This window comes from Serratia sp. DFXYC6, from assembly GCF_057196085.1.
Genome location: NZ_JBXUNV010000003.1, coordinates 173,773 through 199,390, shown reverse-complemented (window position 1 = coordinate 199,390; position 25,618 = coordinate 173,773). Strand labels below are relative to the sequence as shown.

22 protein-coding genes are annotated in these 25,618 nt (G+C 62.3%); 17 read left to right on the top strand and 5 right to left on the bottom strand.

Annotated features, from left to right (window positions below):
- Positions 1 to 15 precede the first annotated feature (15 nt).
- Positions 16 to 2,406, bottom strand: coding sequence for a beta-N-acetylhexosaminidase (locus AC2CGQ_RS17250; RefSeq protein ID WP_484593780.1), 2,391 nt, complete (start codon positions 2,404 to 2,406; stop codon positions 16 to 18).
- A 267-nt stretch (positions 2,407 to 2,673) separates the two neighbouring features.
- Positions 2,674 to 5,382, bottom strand: a complete 2,709-nt coding sequence (mgtA, locus tag AC2CGQ_RS17245; RefSeq protein WP_484593779.1) for a magnesium-translocating P-type ATPase — start codon at positions 5,380 to 5,382, stop codon at positions 2,674 to 2,676.
- A gap of 424 nt (positions 5,383 to 5,806) precedes the next feature.
- Between mgtA and treR the strand changes: the two genes are divergently transcribed.
- From treR to treC, 3 genes are all read left to right on the top strand, one after another.
- Positions 5,807 to 6,754: a trehalose operon repressor TreR gene (treR, locus tag AC2CGQ_RS17240; protein WP_015376450.1), complete on the top strand. Its 948-nt coding sequence runs from the start codon at positions 5,807 to 5,809 to the stop codon at positions 6,752 to 6,754.
- A gap of 137 nt (positions 6,755 to 6,891) precedes the next feature.
- Complete coding sequence (treB, locus tag AC2CGQ_RS17235) at positions 6,892 to 8,307, top strand: PTS trehalose transporter subunit IIBC (protein WP_033631654.1); 1,416 nt, start codon at positions 6,892 to 6,894, stop codon at positions 8,305 to 8,307.
- Positions 8,308 to 8,374: 67 nt separating this feature from the next.
- Entirely contained in the window at positions 8,375 to 10,039 is a 1,665-nt protein-coding gene (treC, locus tag AC2CGQ_RS17230) for an alpha,alpha-phosphotrehalase (RefSeq protein ID WP_075685161.1), read from the top strand.
- Between the two features lie 28 nt (positions 10,040 to 10,067).
- On the opposite strand, the gene AC2CGQ_RS17225 is transcribed toward treC, so the two are convergent.
- Positions 10,068 to 10,592, bottom strand: coding sequence for an NAD(P)H-dependent oxidoreductase (locus tag AC2CGQ_RS17225; RefSeq protein ID WP_350984655.1), 525 nt, complete (start codon positions 10,590 to 10,592; stop codon positions 10,068 to 10,070).
- Positions 10,593 to 10,697: 105 nt separating this feature from the next.
- On the opposite strand from AC2CGQ_RS17225, the gene AC2CGQ_RS17220 reads away from it, so the two are divergent.
- The 4 genes from AC2CGQ_RS17220 (at position 10,698) to AC2CGQ_RS17205 (ending at position 16,358) form a co-directional block, all read left to right on the top strand.
- Positions 10,698 to 11,612 (top strand): LysR family transcriptional regulator, encoded by a 915-nt coding sequence (locus tag AC2CGQ_RS17220; protein ID WP_171453233.1) that lies wholly within the window; start codon positions 10,698 to 10,700, stop codon positions 11,610 to 11,612.
- A 244-nt stretch (positions 11,613 to 11,856) separates the two neighbouring features.
- A complete protein-coding gene (gene nrdD / locus AC2CGQ_RS17215; RefSeq protein WP_033631650.1) occupies positions 11,857 to 13,995 on the top strand; it encodes an anaerobic ribonucleoside-triphosphate reductase in 2,139 nt (712 codons plus the stop codon).
- 167 nt (positions 13,996 to 14,162) lie between these two features.
- Positions 14,163 to 14,627, top strand: coding sequence for an anaerobic ribonucleoside-triphosphate reductase-activating protein (gene nrdG / locus AC2CGQ_RS17210; protein ID WP_041037638.1), 465 nt, complete (start codon positions 14,163 to 14,165; stop codon positions 14,625 to 14,627).
- 690 nt (positions 14,628 to 15,317) lie between these two features.
- Entirely contained in the window at positions 15,318 to 16,358 is a 1,041-nt protein-coding gene (locus AC2CGQ_RS17205; RefSeq protein WP_197809526.1) for a ParA family protein, read from the top strand.
- 224 nt (positions 16,359 to 16,582) lie between these two features.
- Here the strand turns inward: AC2CGQ_RS17205 and AC2CGQ_RS17200 are convergent, their stop codons facing one another.
- On the bottom strand, positions 16,583 to 16,774 hold the full coding sequence (locus AC2CGQ_RS17200) for a hypothetical protein (RefSeq protein ID WP_197809528.1): 192 nt from the start codon (positions 16,772 to 16,774) through the stop codon (positions 16,583 to 16,585).
- 41 nt (positions 16,775 to 16,815) lie between these two features.
- On the bottom strand, positions 16,816 to 17,871 hold the full coding sequence (locus AC2CGQ_RS17195) for a permease (protein ID WP_085337518.1): 1,056 nt from the start codon (positions 17,869 to 17,871) through the stop codon (positions 16,816 to 16,818).
- Between the two features lie 227 nt (positions 17,872 to 18,098).
- On the opposite strand from AC2CGQ_RS17195, the gene phnF reads away from it, so the two are divergent.
- The 10 genes from phnF to AC2CGQ_RS17145 are packed head-to-tail and all read left to right on the top strand — an operon-like array spanning position 18,099 to position 25,607.
- The gene (gene phnF, locus AC2CGQ_RS17190) at positions 18,099 to 18,827 is read left to right on the top strand and encodes a phosphonate metabolism transcriptional regulator PhnF (RefSeq protein ID WP_484593778.1); all 729 of its coding nucleotides are present in this window, start codon (positions 18,099 to 18,101) and stop codon (positions 18,825 to 18,827) included.
- Positions 18,828 to 19,271 (top strand): phosphonate C-P lyase system protein PhnG, encoded by a 444-nt coding sequence (gene phnG / locus AC2CGQ_RS17185; protein ID WP_484593777.1) that lies wholly within the window; start codon positions 18,828 to 18,830, stop codon positions 19,269 to 19,271. It begins immediately after the preceding gene.
- A 3-nt stretch (positions 19,272 to 19,274) separates the two neighbouring features.
- The gene (phnH, locus tag AC2CGQ_RS17180; RefSeq protein ID WP_048325884.1) at positions 19,275 to 19,856 is read left to right on the top strand and encodes a phosphonate C-P lyase system protein PhnH; all 582 of its coding nucleotides are present in this window, start codon (positions 19,275 to 19,277) and stop codon (positions 19,854 to 19,856) included.
- The gene (locus tag AC2CGQ_RS17175; protein WP_033631643.1) at positions 19,856 to 20,941 is read left to right on the top strand and encodes a carbon-phosphorus lyase complex subunit; all 1,086 of its coding nucleotides are present in this window, start codon (positions 19,856 to 19,858) and stop codon (positions 20,939 to 20,941) included. The genes phnH and AC2CGQ_RS17175 overlap by 1 nt, the downstream gene beginning before the upstream one ends.
- Positions 20,934 to 21,788, top strand: a complete 855-nt coding sequence (locus AC2CGQ_RS17170) for an alpha-D-ribose 1-methylphosphonate 5-phosphate C-P-lyase PhnJ (RefSeq protein WP_484593776.1) — start codon at positions 20,934 to 20,936, stop codon at positions 21,786 to 21,788. The genes AC2CGQ_RS17175 and AC2CGQ_RS17170 overlap by 8 nt, the downstream gene beginning before the upstream one ends.
- A gap of 5 nt (positions 21,789 to 21,793) precedes the next feature.
- On the top strand, positions 21,794 to 22,582 hold the full coding sequence (phnK, locus tag AC2CGQ_RS17165) for a phosphonate C-P lyase system protein PhnK (protein ID WP_021504232.1): 789 nt from the start codon (positions 21,794 to 21,796) through the stop codon (positions 22,580 to 22,582).
- 16 nt (positions 22,583 to 22,598) lie between these two features.
- The gene (phnL, locus tag AC2CGQ_RS17160; RefSeq protein WP_118892514.1) at positions 22,599 to 23,303 is read left to right on the top strand and encodes a phosphonate C-P lyase system protein PhnL; all 705 of its coding nucleotides are present in this window, start codon (positions 22,599 to 22,601) and stop codon (positions 23,301 to 23,303) included.
- The gene (gene phnM, locus AC2CGQ_RS17155) at positions 23,303 to 24,439 is read left to right on the top strand and encodes an alpha-D-ribose 1-methylphosphonate 5-triphosphate diphosphatase (RefSeq protein ID WP_015376433.1); all 1,137 of its coding nucleotides are present in this window, start codon (positions 23,303 to 23,305) and stop codon (positions 24,437 to 24,439) included. The genes phnL and phnM overlap by 1 nt, the downstream gene beginning before the upstream one ends.
- Positions 24,439 to 25,008, top strand: coding sequence for a ribose 1,5-bisphosphokinase (phnN, locus tag AC2CGQ_RS17150; RefSeq protein WP_021504235.1), 570 nt, complete (start codon positions 24,439 to 24,441; stop codon positions 25,006 to 25,008). Before phnM ends, phnN begins: the two co-directional genes overlap by 1 nt.
- Positions 25,005 to 25,607: a DapH/DapD/GlmU-related protein gene (locus AC2CGQ_RS17145; RefSeq protein ID WP_015376431.1), complete on the top strand. Its 603-nt coding sequence runs from the start codon at positions 25,005 to 25,007 to the stop codon at positions 25,605 to 25,607. Before phnN ends, AC2CGQ_RS17145 begins: the two co-directional genes overlap by 4 nt.
- Positions 25,608 to 25,618: the final 11 nt, after the last annotated feature.

Here is a 25,618-nt window from a genome sequence, read left to right as displayed (position 1 = left end):
ACGAGCCCGTCCGCTTCATTGCGGCTGGAGCCCCCGCAGCAGCGCCTCCAGCGGGTACACCGCCGCAATCACCACTTCGTCGCGCGTCTGCGCCGCCGCATCCAGCCGGCGCTGCACTTGTTCGGCTTCGGCCCGGCTCAGCGGTTTGCCCTGCTGATGGCGCTCCAGCAGCGTTAAGCCCAGCATGGCCAAAGCATCGACATCCTGCGCCACCGGCGCCAGCTCCCGCAGCGCGCGGTTGCCCGCGATCGCCGTCTGCAGCGCAGCGCCGTTCGCCTGCCAGCGCTGCAACCGTTCGCGCAGCGCCTGCGCCGCCGCCTTATCGCGCTTATCCTTCAGCAAAGCCGCGACCTGCGCATGCATCTCGCGCACCGCGCCACTCTCCGGCGGCAGCGCATCGGCAAAGCGATTCAGCGGTTCGAACTGATGATAGTTGCCGGCCTGGAACTTCAGGTGCTGGCGGGTGTAATACTGCGCCGGCTCCACCGCCTCGGCCAGGATCTGCAGCGGCAGGATCTGCACGCTGTTGCTCAGCCGGGTGAATTCGCGCGCCGTTTCCGCGTGCTGCTGCAGGCCGACCGACACCACCGACCAGGCGTCGATCGCCGCCAGCCGCCGGTACATGTTGCTTTCATCGGTGACGTCCTGCGCCGACCACAGCCGCTCCGCCACCGCGAAGGCGCGCGGCCACAGCTTGAGATCGAGCAGCGGCGCGCGCACGTTTTCCGCCCACAGCGCCGCTTCGCCGCCGAGAATGTTGGCCTGCCCCTTCTCGTCCGGCACCACCGGCATCTTGCCCGCCGGCGCCGCCGCCAGCTTGTCGCCGCTGGTGGGGTAACGCACGTTGCCGACCAGCGTATAGCCGCTGAGCTTGTCCTGTTGCAGCGTAAACACCGGCCGTGTGTCGCCCATCCAGGTATCGACGCGGAACGTCACCTGCTGCGGCGTGCGCCAGACGATGTCGTGCACCGCGCGGCGTGACTTGCCGTTGAAATCGATAAAGCCGCGCCAGCCCTGCTTGCCCTCGATCAGCGTGAAGCTGCCTTCCACCGCGCTTCCCTTCAGGCGCTGCATGCTGAAACGCCAGCTTTGCGCCTGCTCGCCGGGCTGCACCGCCGTCTCGACCCCCAGCGGCTGCGGCAGAATTTCATTGCGGTAGTGATAGGCGGTGCTTTGCGGCTGATCGAGATAGAAACCGGTGGAGAGAATGCCCTGATAGCCATCCTGCGCGCTGGCGCCCAGCGAGTCTTGCCCCTGCCAGGATTGAATGACGATCGAGCGCGGCAGCGACGGGTGGTAGATCTCATCCCAGCCGACCATCTGCCGCTGGTGCTTCTCGAGGATCTTTTCCAGCTTCTGGTTGAAGTAGGCCTGCAGCGCATGGGTATCCGCCAGCCCGTTCTGCTGCATAAACGCCTGTATCGACGGCGACGCCCGCCACTGGCTGGCGTCCACTTCGTCGCCGCCGATGTGCAGATAGGGATCGGGGAAGATCTCTGCCAATTCACCGACGATCGTGTCGACAAACTGATAAACCTCGTCGCGGGTCGGGTCTAGCGTCGGCTTATGCACGCCCCACTCGCGCTCCATGCGATACGGCCCCGGCGCGCTCATCAGCTCGGGATAGGCCACCGCGATGCTGGAGGCGTGCCCCGGCATGTCTATCTCCGGCACCACGCGAATGCCGCGCGCCGTGGCGTAAGCCACCACCTGCCGCATTTGCTCACGGGTGTAAAACAGGCCGTCGCTGGCCTGCTGCTGCAATTTGGGGTAATGCTCGGAGGCGAAGCGCCAGCCCTGATCGTCGGTCAGGTGCCAGTGGAATACGTTGAGCTTGGCCGCCGCCATGCCGTCAAGCTGGCGCAGAATGTCCGGCAGCGGCAGGAAATGGCGCGCCGAATCCAGCAGCACGCCGCGCCACGGAAAACGCGGCACGTCGCGAATGTCCACCAATGGCAGGAAAGTGTTTTGCCCGTCGGTCTGCAGCAGCTGCAGCAGGGTCTCCATGCCGCGCAGCGCGCCGAAGCGGGTGTTGGCGGTCAGCGTGGCGCCCTGCGGCGTGACCGCCAGCCGGTAGCTTTCGTCGCTGCCCGGCAGCGGCTGCGCCGCCACCCGATCCTTGATCACCACCTTGATCGCCGCGCCGTTCGCTTCTTCCCTCGGCGCCAGCGTCCAGCCGGTCTGCAGTTCGATGCGCTGGCGCCAGCGCGGCAGCGCGTCGCCCAAATCATCGCCCTGGAGGCTTAACGACAGCCGGTGATCCAAAATCAGTTTGCCCGCCGGTTGCGTCACTTCCACCTGCTGCGGCCAGGGCATCAGCGGCAAATCACCCGCCGGCTGCGCCAGCGCGCCGCAAGAAAACCATAACGATGAAGCCAGTAGCGTATAACGGAAAGGTCTGTGCATCGGAAATTCCTCAGAGGAAAAAAACAAAATATCCCCAATGAATTTCAAACCACCGCTAGGCGGCAAGCGCCCGCATCCCCAGGCGCTTAGGTCTGCTAAGTAACTGGGGGGCGGGCGTACAGCCAACAACGCGGTGGCTTGAAAGGCGCAGGGGAAAACAGCCAACGCTGTAGATAAAGACTCAGCACAGAACAGATGTCCAACCGTTGCGGTGAAAAAGCGGACGGGATCACAGTTGCCCCCTCCCGGCCGGAGGGGGCGAACGGGTTATTGCCAGCCGTAGCGGCGCACGAACCAGCCTTTCACGCACTGGGTCAGCACCATGTAACCGGCGAGGATCAGCACCAGCCACGGGAAGTAGGCGAGCGGCAGCGCCTGCAGCTGCAGGAAGCCGGCCAGCGGCGAGAACACCAGGCCGATGCCGGTGGCGATCACCGCCAGCGTCATGATGCACAGCGGCCAGGACGGTCGGCTCTGGATAAATGGAATTTTGCGCGTGCGGATCATGTGCACGATCAGCGTTTGCGACAGCAGCCCTTCCACGAACCAGCCGGACTGGAACAGCGTCTGCATTTCCGGCGTATTGGCCTTGAACACCCACCACATCAGACTGAAGGTCAGCACGTCGAAAATTGAACTGATCGGCCCAAAGAACACCATAAACCGCCCCAGATCGGCGGAGTTCCAGCGCTGCGGCTGGGTGATCTGATCGTCGTCGACGTTATCGAACGGGATAGCGATCTGCGAGATGTCGTACATCAGGTTCTGAATCAACAGGTGCAGCGGCAACATCGGCAGGAACGGCAGGAAGGCGCTGGCGATCAGCACGCTGAACACGTTGCCGAAGTTGGAGCTGGCGGTCATCTTGATGTATTTCAGCATGTTGGCGAAGGTGCGGCGCCCTTCGATCACCCCCTGCTCCAGCACCATCAGGCTTTTTTCCAGCAGGATGATGTCCGCCGCTTCCTTGGCGATATCCACCGCCGAATCGACGGAGATGCCGATGTCGGCCGCGCGCAGCGCCGGTGCATCGTTGATGCCGTCGCCCATAAAGCCCACCACGTGCCCCTGACGGCGCAGCAGTTTGACGATGCGCTCCTTGTGCAGCGGCGTCAGCTTGGCGAACACCGTGGTGCGCGCCGCCGCCTGCGCCAGCTGCTCGTCGTCCATCTGCTCGATCTCGCTGCCGCGCAGCAGATGATCGGCCTCCAGCCCGACGTCCCGGCACACTTTGGCCGCCACCAGCTCGTTGTCGCCGGTAAGGATCTTCACCGTGACGCCGTTCTGTTTCAGCGCCGCCAGCGCCGGTGCGGTGCTTTCCTTCGGCGGATCGAGGAAGGCAACGTAGCCTTCGAGGATCAGATCCGACTCGTCCGCCACGCCGTATTCATGGGTTTGCGCCGGCAGGATCTTGTTGGCCACCGCCACCACCCGCAGCCCCTGCTGGTTGAGATCGTCGGTGATGCGGCGGATCCTCGCCAGCAGTGCCTCGCTCAGCGGGATCACCTCGTCTTCGTGGCGCACGTGGCTGCAAATCGCCAGCATCTCTTCCAGCGCGCCCTTGCACACCAGCTCGTGATACTCGTTGTCTTTGGTCACCACCACCGACATGCGGCGGCGCACGAAATCGAACGGGATCTCATCCACCTTGCGGTAGTTTTGCAGCGCCTCCGGCTGCCGATTCTGCTCCGCGCAGCTCAGCACTGCCACGTCGAGCAGGTTTTTCAGCCCGGTCTGGTAGAAGCTGTTCAGCCAGGCGTAGCGCAGCACCCGCTCGCTGCCGGCGCCGAACGCATCGGTGTGGCGCTCCAGCACGATCTTGTCCTGGGTCAGGGTGCCGGTCTTGTCGGTGCACAGAATATCCATCGCGCCGAAGTTCTGGATGGCGTCCAGCCGTTTGACGATCACCTTCTGGCGCGACAGCTTCACCGCCCCTTTGGCCAGCGTCGAGGTGACGATCATCGGCAGCATCTCCGGCGTCAGCCCGACCGCCACCGACAGCGCGAACAGCGCCGCCTCCCACCAGTCGCCCTTGGTGTAGCCGTTGATCAGCAGCACGATCGGCGTCATCACCAGCATAAAACGGATCAGCAGCCAGCTGACCTTGCTGATGCCGCTCTGGAAGGCGTTCGGCTGCTCATCCTGGCTGGTGACGCGCTGCGCCAGCTGGCCGAAATAGGTGCTGCCGCCGGTGCCGATCACCATCGCCAGCGCGGTGCCGCTGACCACGTTGGTGCCCATGAAGCACAGGTTCCGGCAGTCGAGCGGATCGGCCGCCGGCGACTGCGGCGCGGCGGATTTTTCCACCGGCAGCGATTCGCCGGTCAGCGCCGCCTGGCTGATGAACAGATCCTTGGCCGACAGCACGCGCAGATCCGCCGGGATCATGTCGCCGGCCGCCAGCTTGATGATATCGCCCGGCACCAGCTGCGCGATCGGCAGCTCCACATGCTCGCTCCTGCCGGTGAGCGCATCGCTGCGGATCACCGTGGCGGTGTTGCTCACCATCGCTTTCAGCGCATCGGCCGCCCGGTTGGAGCGCGCCTCCTGGATGAAGTTCAGCAGCGTGGAGATCAGCACCATCAGCGCGATCACCAAGGCACCGGTGAGATCTTCGGTGGCGTAAGAGATCATGCCGAGCGCGGTCAGCAGCAGGTTGAACGGGTTGCGGTAGCAGTGCCAGAGGTGTTGCCACCAGGCCTCTTTTTGCTGATCGTCGATGACGTTCTCGCCGCAGCGCCGGCGCACCTGTTCCGCCTCATGGGCGGTGATGCCTTCCGGGTGGCTGTGGAAACGCTCAAACAGCTGCATCGTCTCTGCGGCGGCGCATTCCAGCCGCTGCTGCGCCAGGCCGGCAGGCATATCGCGCGCAGCGCCGCTGACGCCGTCCAGCAGGCTGTCGCGGCGCACCAAACGGCGCGGAAGGCCGCGGGCGAACAGGCCCAGCAGCTGACGGGGGAGTTTTTTCAGTTTCATGGTTCGCACCTCGTCGCCCGGTGCCTCACGGCAGCGGGTAAACGGGGATCGTCATCGGCCGGGCGAATGGCGGATGCGCCAAAAAGCCTCTGCCCATGCAGATCCTTATTCTTTTTTTCAGCAGCAGGAGCGAACGACGAAGCGCGCGCCACCGGTTACCGTGATGTTTTTCACCGGTAAAACAGCAGCGCCAGGCGGAGAGGTTTTACCGGAGAACCGAGTGAGTGTCTAAAGCAGTCGGGTCGGGGTCCATATGGGGTATAACCTCCGGTAAAGGGAAAAACAGAGCGGCAGGAGCGGCCGTTCAGCGCAGTGCAACAATCCCGTTTTGCATCAAGATCCGCGTCGGAAAATGAGCTATGCTGACGGGCATTGTTTTACAGGCCATTATGTTACGCCTGTCCACCTCAACGAAAAGTAAACCATGCAAAACCGGCTGACCATCAAGGACATCGCGCGCCTGAGCGGCGTAGGCAAATCCACCGTCTCACGCGTGTTGAACAATGAAGGCAGCGTGAGCCCGCAGACCCGCGAACGGGTGGAAGCGGTGATCCGTCAGCAAGGGTTTACCCCCTCCAAGTCGGCGCGCGCCATGCGCGGCCAAAGCGACAAAGTGGTGGGTATCATCGTTTCCCGTCTCGATTCGCCGTCGGAGAACCAGGCGGTGCGCACCATGCTGCCGCTGCTGTACCAACAGGGCTTCGACCCGATCGTGATGGAGAGCCAGTTCGAAACCCGCCTGGTGCAGGAGCACCTGCACGTACTGCGCCAGCGCAACGTCGACGGGGTGATCCTGTTCGGCTTCACCGGTCTGACCGCGGCGATGCTCAAGCCGTGGCAGGAAAAAATGGTGGTGATGGTGCGCGAATACGACGGCTTCTCGTCCGTCTGCTACGACGACGCCGGCGCGGTGAACCTGTTGATGGATCGTCTGTACCGGCAGGGGCATCGGCATATCGGCTATCTGGGGGTGCAGCTCAGCGACGCCACCACCGGCCAGCGCCGCTACCAGGCCTATCTCGACGCCTGTGAACGCCTCACGCTCACGCCGCGCGCCACGCTGGGCGAGCTGAGTTACCAGAGCGGTTTCCAGCACGCCGCCGAAGTGATCGATGCGCACACCAGCGCGCTGATCTGCGCCTCCGACAGCATCGCCCTCGGCGCGATCAAGTACCTGCAGCAGCAGCCGGCGCGCGCCATTCAGGTGTGCGCCATCGGCAACACCCCGCTGCTCAGCTTCCTGTTCCCCGACACTCTGTCGGTGGAGTTCGGCTACGGCAGCGCCGGCCTGCTGGCCGCGCAGCAGCTGCTGGCGCAGCTCAGCGGCGAACAGGGGATCCGCCGCCTGGTGGTGCCCAGCAAACTTTCCTGACTCCCTGATTAGAAATTGACCATTTTTTGTCATTTTGTGATCCTCGCCCCAAACCGGGAACGTTCCCATTTCATTCAAAAAGCCGAGTGGCTAAGCTTTGATCATTACTCAGTCAACACCTCTGCAGGTATCCCATAATGAGCAAAGTAAAACAGCAGGATATTGATCGCCTGATTGTTTTGGTCGGCGGCCGCGAGAACATCGCCACCGTCAGCCATTGCATTACCCGGCTGCGTTTCGTCCTCAACGATCCCAATAAGGCGAAACCGAAAGAGATCGAAGAGCTGCCGATGGTCAAAGGCTGCTTCACCAACGCCGGGCAGTTCCAGGTGGTGATCGGCACCGACGTCGGCGACTACTATCAGGCGCTGATCGCCAGCACCGGCGTCAACGAGGCCGACAAAGAACAGGCCAAGGTGGCGGCGCGCCAGAACATGACCTGGACCGAGCGCACCATCTCCCACTTCGCCGAGATCTTCTTCCCGCTGCTGCCGGCGCTGATCAGCGGCGGTCTGATCCTAGGTTTCCGCAACGTGATCGGCGACATCCCGATGTCCGGCGGCCAAACGCTGGCGCAGATGCACCCGGCGTGGAAAACCGTTTACGACTTCCTGTGGCTGCTGGGCGAAGCGATCTTCATGTTCCTGCCGGTGGCCATCTGTTGGTCGACGGTGAAAAAGATGGGCGGCACCCCGGTGCTCGGCATCGTGCTGGGCGTCACCCTGGTGTCGCCGCAGCTGATGAACTCCTACCTGCTCGGCCAGCAAACGCCGGAAGTGTGGAACTTCGGCTGGTTCGTGATCCAGAAAGTCGGCTATCAGGCGCAGGTAATCCCGTCGATCCTGGCAGGGATGGCGCTGGGCTGGATCGAGACCCGGCTGAAAAAGATCGTTCCCGACTATCTCTATCTGGTGGTGGTGCCGGTGGTCTCGCTGCTGCTGGCGGTGTTCCTGGCGCACGCGCTGATCGGGCCGTTCGGCCGCATGATCGGCGACGGCGTCGCCTGGGCGGTGAAAGCGGTGATGACCGGCAGCTTCGCGCCGGTGGGCGCCGCGCTGTTCGGCTTCCTGTATGCGCCGCTGGTGATCACCGGTGTGCACCAGACCACGCTGGCTATCGACATGCAGATGATCCAGAGCATGGGCGGCACCCCGGTATGGCCGCTGATTGCGCTGTCCAACATCGCGCAGGCCTCGGCGGTGCTCGGCATCATCATCATCAGCCGCAAGGCCAACGAGCGTGAAATCTCGGTGCCGGCGGCGATCTCCGCCTACCTCGGCGTGACCGAACCGGCGATGTACGGCATCAACCTCAAATACCGCTTCCCGATGCTGTGCGCGATGATCGGCTCCGCGATCGCCGGCCTTATCTGCGGGCTGGACGGCGTGATGGCCAACGGCATCGGCGTCGGCGGTCTGCCGGGCATTCTGTCTATCAAGCCGCAGTTCTGGCTGATTTACTCGCTGGCGATTCTGGTGGCGATCGTCATCCCGCTGGTGCTGACCATCATGGTCTACAAACGCAAGGCCGCGCGCGGCGAGCTGCCGGTTTGATTCACGCAATATGAATGTAGGAGCCTGCTCGCGCAGGCTCGTTGTCACGATTCAAAGGTATTGAACTATGAGCAACCCAACCCCCTGGTGGCAGAACGGCGTCATCTACCAAATTTATCCGAAGAGTTTTCAGGACAGCACCGGCAACGGCTACGGCGATTTGGCCGGGGTGACCCGGCGGCTAGACTATCTGCAGGAACTGGGCGTCGACGCCATCTGGCTGACGCCGGTCTACGTATCGCCGCAGGTGGACAACGGGTATGACGTGGCGGACTACTGCGCCATCGATCCGGCTTACGGCACGATGGCGGACTTCGAGCAGTTGGTCACCGCCGCCCACCAGCGCGGCATTCGCATCGTGATGGACATGGTGTTCAACCACACGTCGACCGAGCACCCGTGGTTCAAGGCCGCACAGGATCGCCACAGCCCGTATCGCCAGTTCTATGTCTGGCGCGACGGCGAAGGCGATACGCCGCCGAACAACTGGCGTTCCAAGTTCGGCGGCAACGCCTGGCAGTGGCACGCCGACAGCGGCCAGTACTACCTGCACCTGTTCGCCGCCGAGCAGGCGGATCTCAACTGGGAACACCCGCCGGTGCGCGAAGAGCTGAAGAAAGTGTGCCAGTTCTGGGCGGACAAAGGCGTCGACGGCCTGCGCCTCGACGTGATCAACCTGGTGTCCAAGCAGCAGGACTTCCCGTCCGACAGCCAGGGCGACGGCCGCCGCTTCTACACCGACGGCCCGCGCATCCACGAGTTCCTGCAGGAGATGAGCCGCGAGGTGTTTCAGCCGCGCGGCCTGATGACGGTGGGCGAGATGTCCTCCACCACGCTCGAGCATTGCCAGCAATACGCGGCGCAGAGCGGCGAAGAGCTGTCGATGACCTTCAACTTCCACCATCTGAAGGTGGACTACGCCGGCGGCGAAAAATGGACGCGGGCGGCGCCGGATTATGTGGAGCTGAAGCAGATCTTCCGCCACTGGCAGCAAGGAATGCACAACCGCGCCTGGAACGCGCTGTTCTGGTGCAACCACGATCAGCCGCGCATCGTGTCGCGCTTCGGCGATGAAGGCGCACTGCGGCTGCCGGCCGCCAAAATGCTGGCGATGGTGCTGCACGGCATGCAGGGCACGCCTTATATCTACCAGGGTGAAGAGATCGGCATGACCAACCCCGGCTTCCGCGCCATTGAACAGTATCGCGACGTGGAAAGCCTGAACATGTACGCCGAACTGCGCGCCCAGGGCCGCAGCGATGCCGAACTGCTGGCGATCCTGGCCGACAAATCACGCGACAACGGCCGCACGCCGATGCAGTGGAGCGCCGCGCCACACGCCGGTTTCACCACCGGCACGCCGTGGATCGGCTGTGCCGAGAACTACCCGCAGCTCAACGCCGACGCGGCGCTGGCCGATCTCGACTCGGTGTTTTACGCCTATCGCCAGCTGATCACCCTGCGCAAGCAGTACCCGCTGCTGACCCACGGCGACTATCAGGATCTGGCGCCGGAACACCCGGCGCTGTGGTGCTATCAGCGCAGCTGGAACGGCCAGCGCCTGCTGGTGGCGGCCAACCTGAGCCGCGAGCCGCAGGCCTGGGCGGCGGCGGGCGTGGAGCCTTCCGCCCAGTGGCGCCCGCTGATGAGCAACTACAGCGACTCGGCAGACCAGCCGCAGGCGCTGACGCTGCGGCCGTTCGAAGCGGTGTGGTGGCTGCTCGAAGACTAACCCCGCAGGGCGCGGCGAACGCTGCGCCCTACCATTTCCCCAGCAGCGCCGCCACGCCGGCGGCCTCTTGCGCCAGGCGTTCATCGCTCATGTCGAACACACCCTGCACCAGATGCGGCGGCAGATAATCCATGCCGGTCAGGTTGGCCATGGCGTGGAACGGCAGCAGCAGATCCTGCACCGGATAACGGTTGTACCCTTCCGCCGTATAGGCCTGCGCGTTGCCGCCAGTGCTCACCACCAGCTGCAGCGGCTTGCCGTACAGTTGGGTGCCTTCGCTGCCGTAGGCGAAACCGTAGGTTAATACCGCATCCTGCCATTCGCTGAGGATCGCCGGCGAGCTGTACCAATAAAACGGGAACAACATCACTACCGCATCATGGCTCTGCAGCAGCGCCTGTTCGCGCGCCACGTCGATGCGGTAATCCGGGTACGCGCGGATCAGTTCGTGAACGGTCACGTTAGGCAGCGGGCGTACGGCCTCGATCAGCGCTTTGTTGATGCGCGACTCGTCGGGGGTGCGGTGGGCGGTTAACACTAAAATGCGCGACATAACGATTCCTCGGTCATAAGAAGATGAGGGCATTTTTCCATTTCCGCCGCTTCGGGTGTAGGCTGTTAAAGGTCACTTCAATTTCAACCAAAAGTATCAACCACTATGTCGCTGCCCTTTGACGTGCACCGCCTGCTGCCGGCCTTCCTCGCCGCCGCGCAGGCGCAAAATTTCTCCGCCGCTGCTCGCCAGCTGGGCGTCACGCCGGCGGCGGTCAGCAAAAACATCCGTGCGCTGGAAGAGAAGCTGGCGCTGCGGCTGTTTCAGCGCAACACCCACAACGTGCTGCTGACCGACGAGGGTAAGGCGCTGCTGGCGCAGGTGGCGCCGCTGTGGCAGGCGCTGGCGGCCACGCTGGAGAGCGCCGGCGGCGAACGGCAGGCGCCGGCCGGGGTGGTGCGCGTCAGCATGATCCCCGGCTTCGGCCGCCAGATGCTGATGCCGTTGATCCCGCAATTTCTGGCGCGCTATCCGCAGATCGATCTCGATCTGTCGCTGGACGCCCGGGTGGTGAACCTGGTGGGCGAAGGCTTCGACGTCGGCATCGGCAGCCGGGTCGATCCCGACAGCCGGCTGGTGGCCCGCCCGCTCTACCCGATGCATATGGTGCTGGCGGCCTCGCCCGACTATCTGGCGCGGCGCGGTGAGCCGCAAACGCCGCACGATCTGCTGCGCCACGACTGCCTGCTGCACCGCAACCCGGGCAACGGCCGCCACGTCAAATGGCAGCTGCGCCATCAGGGCGAAACGCTGGCGCTGGATCTGAACGGCCGGCTGGTGGTCAGCCGGCCGGAGATGTTGCTGGATGCGGCGCTGGCCGGGCTCGGTATCGTCAACCTGGCGCGCTGGTACGTTGAAAAGCACTTCGAACAAGGCACGCTGCGGCCGGTGCTGGCGCAATGCTGGCCGCGCCCGGTGCAGCTGTGGCTTTATTACGCCTCGGCGGATCTGCCGCCGCGGGTGCGCGTCTGGGTCGATTTTCTGCTGGAACATTTTCGCGATCGGCCAACGGGCGATTGACGACTGTTCAGCTTGCACACGCTCTTCCGTTTTCCTTGTTCTACATCAAAAGAATCGCGCCAATATCTATATATAGTGCATTAAGAATTGCGAACACCTATATATAGTAGTTATCCACAAAATCATCCACACGTCGCCACAGCCCTTGCGCGCTGCGGCTTTGCCCTGTGGATAAGCGAAATTTGACGGTTGCTCGCCACGCCTGGCGGGTATGAACGCTCCCTCGGGGAACAAGGAGTACAACGTGAAACCAGTAGTGATTAAGCGGGACGGTTGCCAGGTACCTTTTGACGAAGCGCGCATTGCGCAGGCCATCGAGCGCGCCGCGCTGGCGGTGGGCGTGGTCGACGCCGACTACTGCGCCACCGTCGCCCGCGTGGTCGCTCAGCGCATGGAGCAGCAGCCGCGCGTCGATATCCACGAGATCCAGCAGGCGGTGGAAAACCAGCTGATGGCCGGCGAGTACAAACAGCTGGCGCGCGCCTATATCGAATACCGCCACGATCGCGACGTGGCGCGCGAGCTGCGCGGCCGCCTGAATCAGGAGATTCGCGGCCTGGTCGAGCAAAGCAACCGCGCGCTGCTGAACGAGAACGCCAACAAGGACAGCAAGGTGATCCCCACCCAGCGCGACCTGCTGGCGGGCATCGTCGCCAAACACTACGCCAAGCAGCACATCCTGCCGCGCGACGTGGTGCTGGCCCATGAACGCGGCGAAATTCACTACCACGATCTCGACTACTCGCCGTTCTTCCCGATGTTCAACTGCATGCTGATCGATCTGAAAGGCATGCTGACCAACGGCTTCAAGATGGGCAACGCCGAAATCGAGCCGCCGAAGTCGATCTCCACCGCCACCGCCGTGACCGCGCAGATCATCGCCCAGGTCGCCAGCCATATTTATGGCGGCACCACCATCAACCGCATCGATGAAATTCTGGCGCCGTTCGTCGACGAGAGCTTCCGTAAACACCTACAGGTGGCGGAAGAGTGGCAGATCCCGGACGCCAAAGGCTATGCCATGGCGCGCACCGAGAAAGAGTGTTACGACGCCTTCCAGTCGCTGGAGTACGAAGTCAACACCCTGCACACCGCCAACGGCCAGACGCCGTTCGTCACCTTCGGCTTCGGCCTCGGCACCAGCTGGGAGTCGCGCCTGATCCAGCGCTCGATCCTGAAAAACCGCATCGCCGGGCTGGGCAAAAACCGCAAGACCGCCGTGTTCCCCAAACTGGTGTTCGCCATCCGCGACGGCCTCAACCACCAGTACGGCGATCCGAACTACGACATCAAGCAGCTGGCGCTGGAGTGCGCCAGCAAGCGCATGTACCCGGACATCCTCAACTACGATCAGGTGGTGAAGGTCACCGGCTCGTTCAAAACGCCGATGGGCTGCCGCAGCTTCCTCGGCACCTACGAGCAGGATGGCGAGCTGGTGCACGACGGCCGCAACAACATCGGCGTCATCAGCCTCAACCTGCCGCGCATCGCGCTGGAAGCGATGGGCGATGAGTCGCGCTTCTGGGCGCTGCTGGATCAGCGCCTGCAGCTGGCGAAAAAGGCGCTGATGACGCGCATCGCCCGGCTGGAAGGCATCAAGGCGCGGGTGGCGCCAATCTTGTACATGGAAGGCGCCTGCGGCGTGCGGCTCAAGGCCGACGACAATATCGCCGATATCTTCAAGCACGGCCGCGCCTCGATTTCGCTGGGCTACATCGGCCTGCACGAGACCATCAACGCGCTGTTCGGCGGCAAAAACCACGTGTATGACGACGAAGCGCTGCGCGCCAAAGCGGTGGCGATCGTCGCGCGGCTGCGCGCCGCCGTCGACGCCTGGAAAGACGAGACCGGCTACGGCTTCAGCCTCTACAGCACGCCGAGCGAAAACCTGTGCGATCGCTTCTGCCGGCTGGACACCGCCGATTTCGGCGTGGTGCCGGGCGTCACCGACAAGGGCTATTACACCAACAGCTTCCACCTCGACGTGGAGAAGAAGGTCAATCCCTACGACAAGCTGGACTTCGAAGCGCCCTACCCGCCGTTGGCCAGCGGCGGCTTCATCTGCTACGGCGAATACCCGAACCTGCAGCACAACCTGAAGGCGCTGGAAGACGTATGGGACTACAGCTACACCCGGGTGCCTTACTACGGCACCAACACGCCGATCGACGAGTGCTACGAATGCGGCTTCACCGGTGAATTCTCCTGCACCAGCAAAGGCTTCACCTGCCCGAAATGCGGCAACCACGACTCGGCCAAGGTCTCGGTCACCCGCCGGGTGTGCGGCTATCTCGGCAGCCCCGATGCCCGGCCGTTCAACGCCGGTAAGCAGGAAGAGGTGAAACGCCGGGTGAAACACCTCGGTAATGGGCAGCTCGGCTGAAAAGCGCCGCGCAGCCTATGCAGAAGCCTGTTCATCAGGCGTGATTGTCGAGCCAGTTTGCCTTCGGCCAGCGCGCACCAACCGCAGCGTACACGCAGTACGTGAGGATTGGCAGCACTGCCCGGAGGCAAGATGGCCAGTAAAATAGCCTGATGGGCAGGCCTCACATGAATTATCACCAGTATTACCCAATCGACGTGGTCAACGGCCCCGGCACCCGCTGCACACTGTTTGTCGCCGGCTGCGTGCACCAGTGCCCCGGTTGCTACAACAAAAGCACCTGGCGGCTCAACTCCGGCCAGCCGTTTACCCCGGCGCTGGAAGACCGCATCATCGCCGATCTGAACGATACGCGCGTGCCGCGCCAGGGGCTGTCGCTCTCCGGCGGCGATCCGCTGCACCCGGCCAACGTGCCGAGTATCTTGCAACTGGTGAAACGGGTGCGCGCCGAGTGCCCCGGCAAGGATATCTGGCTGTGGACCGGCTACCGGCTGGCGGAGCTGGACGCACAGCAAATGCAGGTGGTGGACAGGATCAACGTGCTGATCGATGGCAAGTTCGTGCAGGATTTGAAAGACCCGGCGCTGATCTGGCGCGGCAGCAGCAACCAGGTGGTGCATCGGTTGCGTTGAGCCAGCAACACACGTTTCAACATGTATTCCCCCTAGCTTAAGGACTTGTCGCAGTTGCAGCATAGAACCAATCTTACGGGTGCTTCTGGGCCAACCAAGAGCAGACGTTGCTTACAATCCATTGGAGCTGGTCAGTGCATTTTAATTGCATCATTAATCTTTGATGAGTCCTATACTTTACACAACAAAGTACATACCAGCTACTTTCACTAAAAACATACAGATGGACTCCCTTTCATACTTTTTTTTGGTAGTATTAGTATGTGCAATGATCTGCGCACATTGATGTGAACAATACTAATTACTGAATCTCTACAAAAAAACTGAGGATAATGTGGAGTTAAAAACTGACAAACTATGGGATGAAATAGTCACCTACCTTATCGCAACGCCCAAAGTTCTAGGGGCATTCTGTGCAGCTTACTTCTCTGGACAATTATGGGTGTTTATTATTTTTGCATTCTTTATAAAAAAGAAATCCGCAAAAGACCTCGTTAGCAAATTTTGGGGGAAGGTATCTTTAGGGATTATCTGGCTGGCATTCATAAGCGTTCCAGTCTATTACTTAAGATATGGTACCTTCATCGTTTCATATGACGACTATCTAAATATAATATATACGACTGTTTTATTTTCATTCTTCATTCAATTTATAATCATGGCAGCCTTCACATGTTTTAAGGACGTTGTATGAAAGTGATAAACATTGTAAGCGGGAAAGGCGGGACAGGTAAAACGTTACTCACCGCAGTTCTTGCTGAAACACTAGGTAACGCAGGTTACAATGTATTAGTTATAGACCTAGATGTATTTGTCAGAGGGCTAACCTCGCTTCTTTACTATCATAAAAATGAAAAAATAAAATTGTGTGAGCCATGGGAGATGTCTGTTGCAGACTTTTTTATAAATAAAGGTGAGCCTTGTTTATTCGAAGGTCGTAGAAAAAAATTCGCAATCGCTCGATACAGATCTTTCGATGTAATTCCATCAGTAAGTAGAGTGGATGAGTTACTCCAATTCTCTGATTTGATGCCAGATACAAAAAATGATGCACTAAACTACATTCAAGGGTTATTGCGTGCAATAAAAAATGAAAAATCATATGATTTTATTTTCTTCGATAGCCGCGCAGGATATGATGAATTAATATCAGCCTCACACCGATGCAGCGATATTACCATCTGTGTAGAAGAAGAGGATAATATTTCAAAAATAACGACTGATAATCTGATCAATCAGATGCAGAATGACACAAGCAACCCTATATTCAGGTTAATTAACAAGACTACATCAGACAAGGAATATACAACCAACTCTGTAACACACATTGGCAACATCCCTTTCGATATGGATATCATGCAAACATTTGGACAAAGTAACTTCTGGGATGATTTGAAATCAACAATATACTTGGATGCACTTATAAAATCCTGGAATAATCTTTCTAACAAGATGGATTTATCTTGTATTATTGAATCAAAAAGACAATCACCTTTCAGAAACAGGTCTCTCGAGAAAAAACTACAATTTTACTCGTTAAAAGATAGAGTAATGATCCTTTATGGAATTTTAATTGGATTCATGGGTGTACTTTATCCTTTTTTCCAAGGTGGTTTGTTTAGTGATCTCTTAAATAATAGAGAGTTGTTGCTTAAAATCATTTCTAGTTTTGTTGGGATTTTTGGTTTCGCATTAACATTTATGATTATACTAAGAAATAGAAGAAAATAATTATAACTCCCCACACCTGATGGTATGGGGATACCTCTCTAATTGCAGCTTGAGTAGTTAATATGAACCACCCTTGATAATAATTAACAATGCTAATCAATTCTATGATATTTTAAATGCCGTGGAGTAGACATGCTGAGAGCTGCGCCTCGCTCAAACCGACCACCATCTAATATATTGCTCTTTCCGTAGAACCTGCCAGCCCTGCCCTGAACGAATCCCCCTCAGCCCCCTCGCCGATAACGTTCCCGCATTTTCGCTTTAAATATAGCCATTCGTTTTTCTGCCTCCGAATGGCTGAGGTAAACCGCGGTGCCGTTTCTTAAACGTTCAAAGGCGGCATCCACCCTCTCACGCAGCGCTTGCTCCAGCAACATCGCCTGTACGTCCCTTTCAGGTTTATTCCGTTGTTCCATCTCCATCTCCTCCCTTGAGATAGCGTCAAGTCACGAATCAGTTACACCAACCCCATCCCCACCACGCCGGTCAGTGCGCCGCACAGCGCCACCAGCGCCGCCGTCAGGCACAGCGCCCGGGCGGAGAAGGCCTTGTTGAGCATCAGCAGCGAAGGCAGGCTGACCGCCGGCAGGGTCATCAGCAGCGCCAGCGCCGGGCCTGCGCCCATGCCCGCCAGCATCATGGTCTGCACGATCGGGATTTCAGCCGCGGTGGGGATAACGAACAGGCAGCCGACGATCGCCAGCGCGATGATCCACAGCAGGCTATTGTCGACGGCGCCGTCGGCGTGCGGGAACAGCCAGACCCGCGCCGCCCCCAGCGCCAGCACCGCCAACACGTAGATCGGGATGGTCGACCAAAACAGCGCCCACAGCGCTTTGCCCCAGCGGGCGAGGAACGGCTGCTCATCGCTCTGCGCCATCATCAGCGGCGGCTGCGGCGCGGCGGGTTGCGGATCGTTGGCGGTCACGCGCTGCACCAGCCAGGCGATACCCAGCACCATCACCACGCCCGCCACCAGGCGGATGGCGGCGAACGGCCAACCGAGCACAAACCCCATAAACACCAGCGTCGCCGGGTTCAGTACCGGGTTGGCGAGCCAAAAGGCCAGCGCAGCGCCGCTGGACACCGACTGGCGGCGCATGCCGGCGGCAACCGGTGCGGCGCAGCAGGTGCACATCATGCCCGGCAGCGCGATCAGCGCCCCCAGCACGGTGCCGGAAAAACGCCGGTGGCCGAGCGTGCGCGCCAGCCAGTCGCGCGGGATCAGCACCTGTACCAGCGAGCCTAACAGCACCCCGAGCAGCGCCGCCTTCCACACCGCGGTGAAGTAGACCAGCGCGTACTGCCAGGCCGCCAGCCAGGGGCTCGCGGCGCCGTCGGCCAGGATCGACTTGCCGATCGAGTGGCTGTCCGCCGCCACGAAGGCCTTGCCGTAGTAAGGCTGCCATTTGACGTAGTAGAGGCCGACGGCCACCACCAGCAGAAAAAGGATCGGTTTCCACAGCGGCCAGGCGCGTGGGGCGTGTTCAGGGGCGTTCAGAGGTTGCGGCATGGTAGCGGCCAGAGTGAGTCAACAGTGGCGCCAGCATAGCGCGCCGCCGCCGCCCGTGCACGCCCGGGCTGTCCAAAATAGTTCATCTGTTCGCCACCGACGCGTAACGCGATTGTCATCTGCGCCCGGCACCATGATGCCAACTTGAAAACCATAGGGTAGACGCCCGATGAAACGCACTGCTTTCGCCTTCATCGCACCGCCATCGGTATGACGAGGTTTTTATTATGATGGAGTTATCTAGACATCCGACCACTTACCCCACCCGCTATCAGCAGATCGCCGCACAGCTGGAACAGGAGCTGCGCACGCAGTACCGCAGCGGCGACTATCTGCCTTCGGAACAGCAGCTGGCCGAGCGTTATCAGGTCAATCGCCACACCCTGCGCCGCGCGGTGGATCAGCTGGTAGAACGCGGCTGGCTGCAGCGCCGCCACGGCGTCGGCATTCTGGTGCTGATGCGGCCTTACGACTACCCGCTGCATGCCAATACCCGCTTCAGCCAGAACCTGTTCGAACAGGGCAGTCACCCCACCAGTGAGCGCTTACTCGCTGTCTTGCGCCCGTGCAATGGGCATGTCGCCAGCGCGCTCTCGCGTGAAGAAGGCGAAATGGTGATCCACCTGCGCACCCTGCGCCGGGTCAACGGCGTGCCGATGAGCGTCATCGACCACTATCTGCCCGATCTGGACTGGTGGCCGGCGCTGCAGCAGTTCCACAGCGGTTCGCTGCACCAGTTTATCGAACAGCACCTCCAGCAGCCGCTGGCCCGCCGCCAGACGCGCATCAGCGCGCGCCGCGCGCAGGCTAAAGAGAGCCGGCTGCTGGAGATCGCCACCCACGCGCCGCTGCTGTGCGTGCGCACCCTTAACGTCCGCAGCGGCGGCGAAGACGTGGCGGAATACTCCGTCAGCCTGGCCCGCGCCGACATGATTGAACTGACGATGGAGCACTGAATGCACGCCTTAGAGTCGAGACAACGCTGGATGTCGGTGCTGGCGCATAGCCGGCCCGAGCAACTGCGCAGCCACTGGCAGGCGCTGAACCTCAGCCCGGGTTACCGCAGCATCCGCGCGCCGGAGATCGGCCTGGCCCAGCTGCAGGGGCGCATGGGCGCCACCGGCCGCCGCTTCGTGCTGGGGGACATGACGGTCACCCGCGCGGTGGTGCAGCTGGGCAACGGCGGCTACGGCTACAGCTACATCGCCGGGCGCGACAAGGCGCACGCCGAGCTGTGCGCGCTGGCCGATGCGCTGCTGCAACAGCCGGAGCACGGCGAACGCCTGCAACAACAGCTGATCGCGCCGCTGGCCGCGCTGCAGCACGAACAGCGCCAGCTGCGCGCCCGGGCGATCGCCGCCAGCCGGGTGGACTTCTTTACGCTGGTGCGAGGGGATTAAGCCATGAGTTTATTGACCGGTTTTGAGCAACCGATAGACCAATCGCAGTACGCTTTCCGTTTGATTCTTAAAGCCTTAAGCGAACCGGGCCATCGGGTGACGCTGCCGAACGGCCCGGCCTGGGCGCCGCTGAACGCCGCCAGCACCGCCGCGCTGCTGACGCTGGCCGATCAGGAAACGCCGCTGCAGCTGTGCGCTGCGCTTAAAAGTGAGCAAGTGCTAACAAACATTCGTTTTCACAGCGGCGCGCCGCTGGCCGCCACGGCGCAGGAGGTCTGCTTTGCCCTGTTCGATGAGCACGTTCAGGCCGCCGATCTGCAGGCGTTGCCGCACGGCACTGAAATCTCGCCGGAATGCGGCGCCACGGTCATCGTGCAGCTCGCCGAGCTGGAGAACGGCGCCGCGCTGCGCCTGACCGGCCCCGGCATCGAGAGCCAACGCCTGATTGCGCCGCGCCTGCCGCCGGCGCTGCTGGATTATCTCGTCAACCGCCCGCAGCACTTCCCGCTGGGGCTGGATATCTTGCTGACCTGCGGCGATCGCCTGCTGGCGATCCCGCGGACCACCCGCGTGGAGGTGTGCTGATGTACGTAGCGGTAAAAGGGGGCGAAAAAGCCATTGAGGCCGCCCACCAGCTGCAGGAACAGCTGCGGCGCGGCGACGAGGCGCTGCCGGCGCTCGGCGCGGAACAAATCGAACAGCAGCTGGGGCTGGCGGTGGATCGGGTGATGACCGAAGGCGGCATCTACGATCGCGAGCTGGCGGCGCTGGCCATCAAACAGGCCAGCGGCGATCTGGTGGAGGCGATCTTCCTGCTGCGCGCCTATCGCACCACCCTGCCGCGCCTGGCGGTCAGCGAGCCGCTGGCCAGCGAAAACATGCGGCTGGAGCGGCGCATCTCGGCGGTTTACAAGGACTTGCCCGGCGGGCAGGTGCTGGGGCCGACCTACGACTACACCCACCGGCTGCTGGACTTCGCGCTGCTGGCGGAAGGCGAAGCGCCGCGCGCGCCGCAGGCCGACGAACCGCTGCCGGACAACTGCAGCCACGTGTTCGATCTGTTGTGTCGCCAGCAGCTGGCGCGGGAGGAACAGGACGACGGCAGCGCGCCGGACGACATCACCCGCAACCCGCCGGTTTACCCCTGCTCGCGCTCGGCGCGCCTGCAGCAGCTGGTGCGCGGCGACGAAGGTTTTCTGCTGGCGCTCGGCTATGCCACCCAGCGCGGCTACGGCCGCAACCACCCGTTCGCCGGCGAGATCCGCACCGGCCACGTTTCGGTGGAGATCGTGCCTGAAGAGCTCGGTTTCGCCATCGATATCGGCGAAATCCTGCTGACCGAGTGCGAAATGGTCAACGGCTTCGTCGATCCCAAGGACCATCCGCCGCACTTCACCCGCGGTTACGGGCTGGTGTTCGGCCGCGCCGAACGCAAGGCGATGGCGATGGCGCTGGTGGACCGCGCGTTGCAGAGCCCCGACTACGGCGAAGGCGTCGCCGGCCCGGCGCAGGACGAAGAGTTCGTGCTGGCCCACGCCGACAACGTCGAGGCCGCCGGCTTCGTCTCCCATCTCAAGCTGCCGCACTACGTCGACTTCCAGGCCGAACTGGAGCTGCTCAAGCGGCTGCGACAGGAATACAGCGAGCGTCAGGAGGCCCGCGATGAGTGAAGTATTGACCGGCTATAACCTCGGTTATCTGGACGAGCAGACCAAGCGCATGATCCGCCGCGCCATCTTGAAGGCGGTGGCGATCCCCGGCTATCAGGTGCCGTTCGGCGGCCGCGAGATGCCGATGCCCTACGGCTGGGGCACCGGCGGCATTCAGCTCACCGCCAGCGTCATCGGCCGCGCCGACGTGCTGAAGGTGATCGACCAGGGCGCCGACGATACCACCAACGCGGTGTCGATCCGCCGCTTCTTCCAGCGCGTCGCCGGGGTGGAAACCACCGAGCGCACGCCGGAGGCTACGCTGATCCAGACCCGTCACCGAATTCCGGAAACCGCGCTGCGCGAAGACCAGATCCTGATCTATCAGGTGCCGATCCCGGAGCCGCTGCGCTTTATCGAACCGCGCGAAACCGAGACCCGCAAAATGCACGCGCTGGAGGAGTACGGCGTGATGCAGGTGAAGCTGTATGAGGACATCGCGCGCTACGGCCATATCGCCACCACCTACGCCTACCCGGTTAAGGTCAACGATCGCTACGTGATGGATCCGTCGCCGATCCCGAAATTCGACAACCCGAAAATGCACATGATGCCGGCGCTGCAGCTGTTCGGCGCCGGGCGCGAGAAACGCATCTATGCCCTGCCGCCGTTCACCAAGGTGGAGAGCCTGGACTTCGACGACCATCCGTTCAGCGTGCAGCAGTGGGACGAACCCTGCGCGCTGTGCGGCTCGCGCCACAGCTATCTCGACGAGGTAGTGCTCGACGATCGGGGCAACCGCATGTTCGTCTGTTCGGACACCGACTACTGCCGGCAGCAGCTGGCGCAATCTTCGCAAGAGGCGTAGCACTGATGACTTCCACCCCTTTGAGCACCACTCCGCTGCTGTCGGTGAACCGGCTCACCCACCTGTACGCCCCCGGCAAGGGCTTCAGCGACGTGTCGTTCGACATCTACCCCGGTGAAGTGCTGGGCATCGTCGGCGAATCCGGCTCCGGCAAAACCACGCTGCTGAAGTCAATCTCGGCGCGGCTGGCGCCGCAGCGCGGGCAGATCCTTTACCGCCCGCAGGCGGAGCAGGAGCACGACCTGTACGCCATGGCGGAGAGCGATCGCCGCCGCCTGCTGCGCACCGACTGGGGCGTGGTGCACCAGCACCCGCTCGACGGGCTGCGGCCGCAGGTCTCCGCCGGCGGCAACATCGGCGAGCGGCTGATGGCCATCGGCCAACGCCACTATGGCGACATTCGCCGCCAGGCCGGCCAGTGGCTGGAAGACGTCGAAATCCCGCTGTCGCGCCTCGACGATCTGCCGACCACCTTCTCCGGCGGCATGCAGCAGCGGCTGCAGATCGCCCGCAATCTGGTCACCCACCCCAGGCTGGTGTTTATGGACGAGCCGACCGGCGGGCTGGACGTGTCGGTGCAGGCGCGCCTGCTCGATCTGCTGCGCAACCTGGTGGTGGAGATGCAGCTGGCGGCGGTGATCGTCACTCACGATCTCGGCGTGGCGCGGCTGCTGGCCCATCGCCTGCTGGTGATGAAACAGGGCGAAGTGGTGGAGAGCGGCCTGACCGATCGGGTGCTGGACGATCCGCACCACCCCTACACCCAGTTGCTGGTTTCTTCGGTGCTGTCGTAACCCAAGGCGATAACAGATGACTATGCAAATCCGAGTTGAACATCTCAGTAAAACCTTTGTGCTGCATCAGCAATACGGCACCCGCCTGCCGGTGCTGCACGACGCCAATCTGACGGTCCACGGCGGCGAATGCGTGGTGCTGCACGGCCACTCTGGCAGCGGCAAATCCACCCTGCTGCGCTCGCTGTACGCCAACTACCTGCCGGACAGCGGCCATATCTGGATCAACCATCAGGGCGACTGGCTGGACATGGTCAGCGCCGATGCGCGCCAGATTCTGGCGGTGCGTCGCCATACGCTGGGGTGGGTCAGCCAGTTCCTGCGGGTGATCCCGCGCATCAGCGCGCTGGAGGTGGTGATGCAACCCTTGCTGGAACAGGGCGTCGAGCGCGTCGAGTGCCGTGAACGCGCCGAAGCGCTGCTCGCTGCGCTCAACGTGCCGCAGCGCCTGTGGCCGCTGGCGCCGTCCACCTTCTCCGGCGGCGAGCAGCAGCGGGTAAACATCGCGCGCGGCTTTATCGTCGACTACCCGATCCTGTTGCTGGATGAACCGACCGCCTCGCTCGACAGCCGCAACAGCGCGGCGGTGGTGCAGCTTATCGAACGCGCCAAGGCGCGCGGCGCGGCGATCGTCGGCATTTTCCATGATGAAGGCGTCCGCCGACAGGTCGCCGACCGGCTTTATGACATGCAGGCGCCGCAGGCGCTGGAGGCCCTCTGATGATCGTCAATAACGTTAAGCTGGTGCTGGATGACCAGGTGGTGCAAGGCTCGCTTGAGATGCAGGACGGCGTGATCCGCAGCTTCGCCGACGGCCCGAGCCGGCTGCCGCAGGCGCTGGACGGCGACGGCGGCTGGCTGCTGCCGGGGCTGATCGAGCTGCATACCGACAACCTGGACAAGTTTTTCACCCCGCGCCCGAACGTCGACTGGCCGGCCCATTCGGCGATGAGCAGCCACGATGCGCTGATGGTGGCCAATGGCATCACCACGGTGCTGGACGCGGTGGCGATCGGCGACGTGCGCGACGGCGGCCACCGGCTGGAAAACCTGCAGAAGATGATCGACGCGGTGATCCACAGCCAGCGCGCCGGGGTGAACCGCGCCGAGCATCGGCTGCACCTGCGATGCGAGCTGCCGCACGAGAGCACCCTGCCGCTGTTCGAACAGCTGATGGACAAGCCGGGCGTGTCGCTGGTGTCGCTGATGGACCATTCGCCGGGCCAGCGCCAGTTCGCCTCACGCGAAAAGTATCGCGAATATTATCAGGGCAAATACCACCTCAACGACCAGCAGATGAGCGAGTACGAGGAGCAGCAGGTCGCCCTGTCCGCCCGCTGGGCCGCGCCGAACCGCGAGGCGATCGCCGCCCACTGCCGCGCGCGCCGCATCTCGCTGGCCAGCCATGACGACGCCACCGCCGCGCACGTGGCCGAATCCTGCGCGCTGGGCAGCGCCATCGCCGAGTTCCCCACCACCGAGGCGGCCGCCCGCGCCTCGCACCAGCAGGGCCTGCAGGTGCTGATGGGCGCGCCAAACATCGTGCGCGGCGGTTCCCACTCCGGCAACGTGGCGGCGCACCACCTGGCGGCGCTGGGGGTGCTGGATATTCTCTCTTCCGATTATTACCCGGCCAGCCTGCTGGACGCGGCGTTTCGCCTCGCAGCGGACGAGCGCAACGCCTACGATCTGCCCCAGGCGGTGCGCATGATCACCCGCAACCCGGCGCGGGCGCTGGATCTGCAGGATCGTGGCACCCTCGCCGAAGGGCTGCGGGCGGATCTGGTGCTGGCGCGGCCGCACGGCGAGCACGTTTACGTGCAGAACGTGTGGCGTCAGGGCAGGCAGGTGTTCTGATGGCGCGGCTCATCTATCTGATGGGGCCTTCCGGCGCAGGCAAGGACAGCCTGCTGGCCGCACTGCGGGCCGACGCCGACCGCGCGCCGCTGGTGGCGCACCGCTATATCACCCGGCCGGCGGACGCCGGCTGCGAGAATCATATTGCGCTGAGCGAACCCGAATTTCTGCGCCGCCGCGCCAAGGGGCTGTTCGCGCTCGACTGGCAGGCCCACCAGCAGCGCTACGCGTTCGGGATCGAAGTGGATCTTTGGCTGCTGCAGGGGATCGACGTGGCGGTCAACGGTTCGCGCGCCCACCTGCCGCAGGCGCAGCAGCGCTACGGGGCGCAGCTGCTGCCGGTGTGCCTGCAGGTCAGCGCCGCGATCCTGCGCCAGCGCCTGCAGGATCGCGGGCGGGAAAGCGCCGAACAGATCGAGCAGCGGCTGGCGCGGGCGGCGGAATATCAGCAGAGCCTGCCCGCCGGCTGCCGGGTGCTGCACAACGACGGCCCACTCGACGACACCCTGGCGGCGCTGCTGGCGCTGCTGCCGACCTCTACCCGACAAACTCAGGACGCGACGCCATGAACGACTTCGCCCAGCCGAAAATCGGCGACAACGTGACCCTTAACCGCACCCGGCTCGGCCAGTATGTGCACCTAGCCGACGATGCGATCCTGGAAGAGGTGGAGATGGGGGACTACTCCTACACCGCCGGGCACAACCAGATCTTTTACGCCACTATCGGCAAGTTCGTCTCCATCGCCTCCTATGCGCGCATCAATCCCGGCAACCACCCGACCTACCAGCGCATCGCGCAGCACCACTTCACCTACCGCGCTTCCGAATACGGGCTGGGGGAAGATGACGCGGCGTTCTTCGACTGGCGGCGCGAGCACCACGTCACCGTCGGCCACGACGTGTGGATCGGCCATAACGCCATCCTGATGCCGGGCGTCAGCGTCGGCAACGGCGCGGTGATCGGCAGCGCGGCGGTGGTCACCAAAGACGTGGAGCCCTACAGCATCGTCGCCGGCGTGGCGGCCAAGAAGATCGGCATGCGCTTTGACGACGCGCTGATAGAACGCATCGAACGCAGCCAGTGGTGGCACTGGGATCACGCCACGCTGCAGGCGCGGCTGGCGGATTTTCGCGACATTAACCGCTTTGCGCAGAAGTACCTTTAACGGAGGGGAGC

Bases quoted from the DNA above. Each gene is read 5' to 3' on its own strand.
- AC2CGQ_RS17250 (WP_484593780.1), bottom strand. From the start codon at position 2,406: ATGCACAGACCTTTCCGTTATACGCTACTGGCTTCATCGTTATGGTTT.
- mgtA (WP_484593779.1), bottom strand. From the start codon at position 5,382: ATGAAACTGAAAAAACTCCCCCGTCAGCTGCTGGGCCTGTTCGCCCGC.
- treR (WP_015376450.1), top strand. From the start codon at position 5,807: ATGCAAAACCGGCTGACCATCAAGGACATCGCGCGCCTGAGCGGCGTA.
- treB (WP_033631654.1), top strand. From the start codon at position 6,892: ATGAGCAAAGTAAAACAGCAGGATATTGATCGCCTGATTGTTTTGGTC.
- treC (WP_075685161.1), top strand. From the start codon at position 8,375: ATGAGCAACCCAACCCCCTGGTGGCAGAACGGCGTCATCTACCAAATT.
- AC2CGQ_RS17225 (WP_350984655.1), bottom strand. From the start codon at position 10,592: ATGTCGCGCATTTTAGTGTTAACCGCCCACCGCACCCCCGACGAGTCG.
- AC2CGQ_RS17220 (WP_171453233.1), top strand. From the start codon at position 10,698: ATGTCGCTGCCCTTTGACGTGCACCGCCTGCTGCCGGCCTTCCTCGCC.
- nrdG (WP_041037638.1), top strand. From the start codon at position 14,163: ATGAATTATCACCAGTATTACCCAATCGACGTGGTCAACGGCCCCGGC.
- AC2CGQ_RS17205 (WP_197809526.1), top strand. From the start codon at position 15,318: ATGAAAGTGATAAACATTGTAAGCGGGAAAGGCGGGACAGGTAAAACG.
- AC2CGQ_RS17200 (WP_197809528.1), bottom strand. From the start codon at position 16,774: ATGGAACAACGGAATAAACCTGAAAGGGACGTACAGGCGATGTTGCTG.
- AC2CGQ_RS17195 (WP_085337518.1), bottom strand. From the start codon at position 17,871: ATGCCGCAACCTCTGAACGCCCCTGAACACGCCCCACGCGCCTGGCCG.
- phnF (WP_484593778.1), top strand. From the start codon at position 18,099: ATGATGGAGTTATCTAGACATCCGACCACTTACCCCACCCGCTATCAG.
- phnG (WP_484593777.1), top strand. From the start codon at position 18,828: ATGCACGCCTTAGAGTCGAGACAACGCTGGATGTCGGTGCTGGCGCAT.
- phnH (WP_048325884.1), top strand. From the start codon at position 19,275: ATGAGTTTATTGACCGGTTTTGAGCAACCGATAGACCAATCGCAGTAC.
- AC2CGQ_RS17175 (WP_033631643.1), top strand. From the start codon at position 19,856: ATGTACGTAGCGGTAAAAGGGGGCGAAAAAGCCATTGAGGCCGCCCAC.
- AC2CGQ_RS17170 (WP_484593776.1), top strand. From the start codon at position 20,934: ATGAGTGAAGTATTGACCGGCTATAACCTCGGTTATCTGGACGAGCAG.
- phnK (WP_021504232.1), top strand. From the start codon at position 21,794: ATGACTTCCACCCCTTTGAGCACCACTCCGCTGCTGTCGGTGAACCGG.
- phnL (WP_118892514.1), top strand. From the start codon at position 22,599: ATGACTATGCAAATCCGAGTTGAACATCTCAGTAAAACCTTTGTGCTG.
- phnM (WP_015376433.1), top strand. From the start codon at position 23,303: ATGATCGTCAATAACGTTAAGCTGGTGCTGGATGACCAGGTGGTGCAA.
- phnN (WP_021504235.1), top strand. From the start codon at position 24,439: ATGGCGCGGCTCATCTATCTGATGGGGCCTTCCGGCGCAGGCAAGGAC.
- AC2CGQ_RS17145 (WP_015376431.1), top strand. From the start codon at position 25,005: ATGAACGACTTCGCCCAGCCGAAAATCGGCGACAACGTGACCCTTAAC.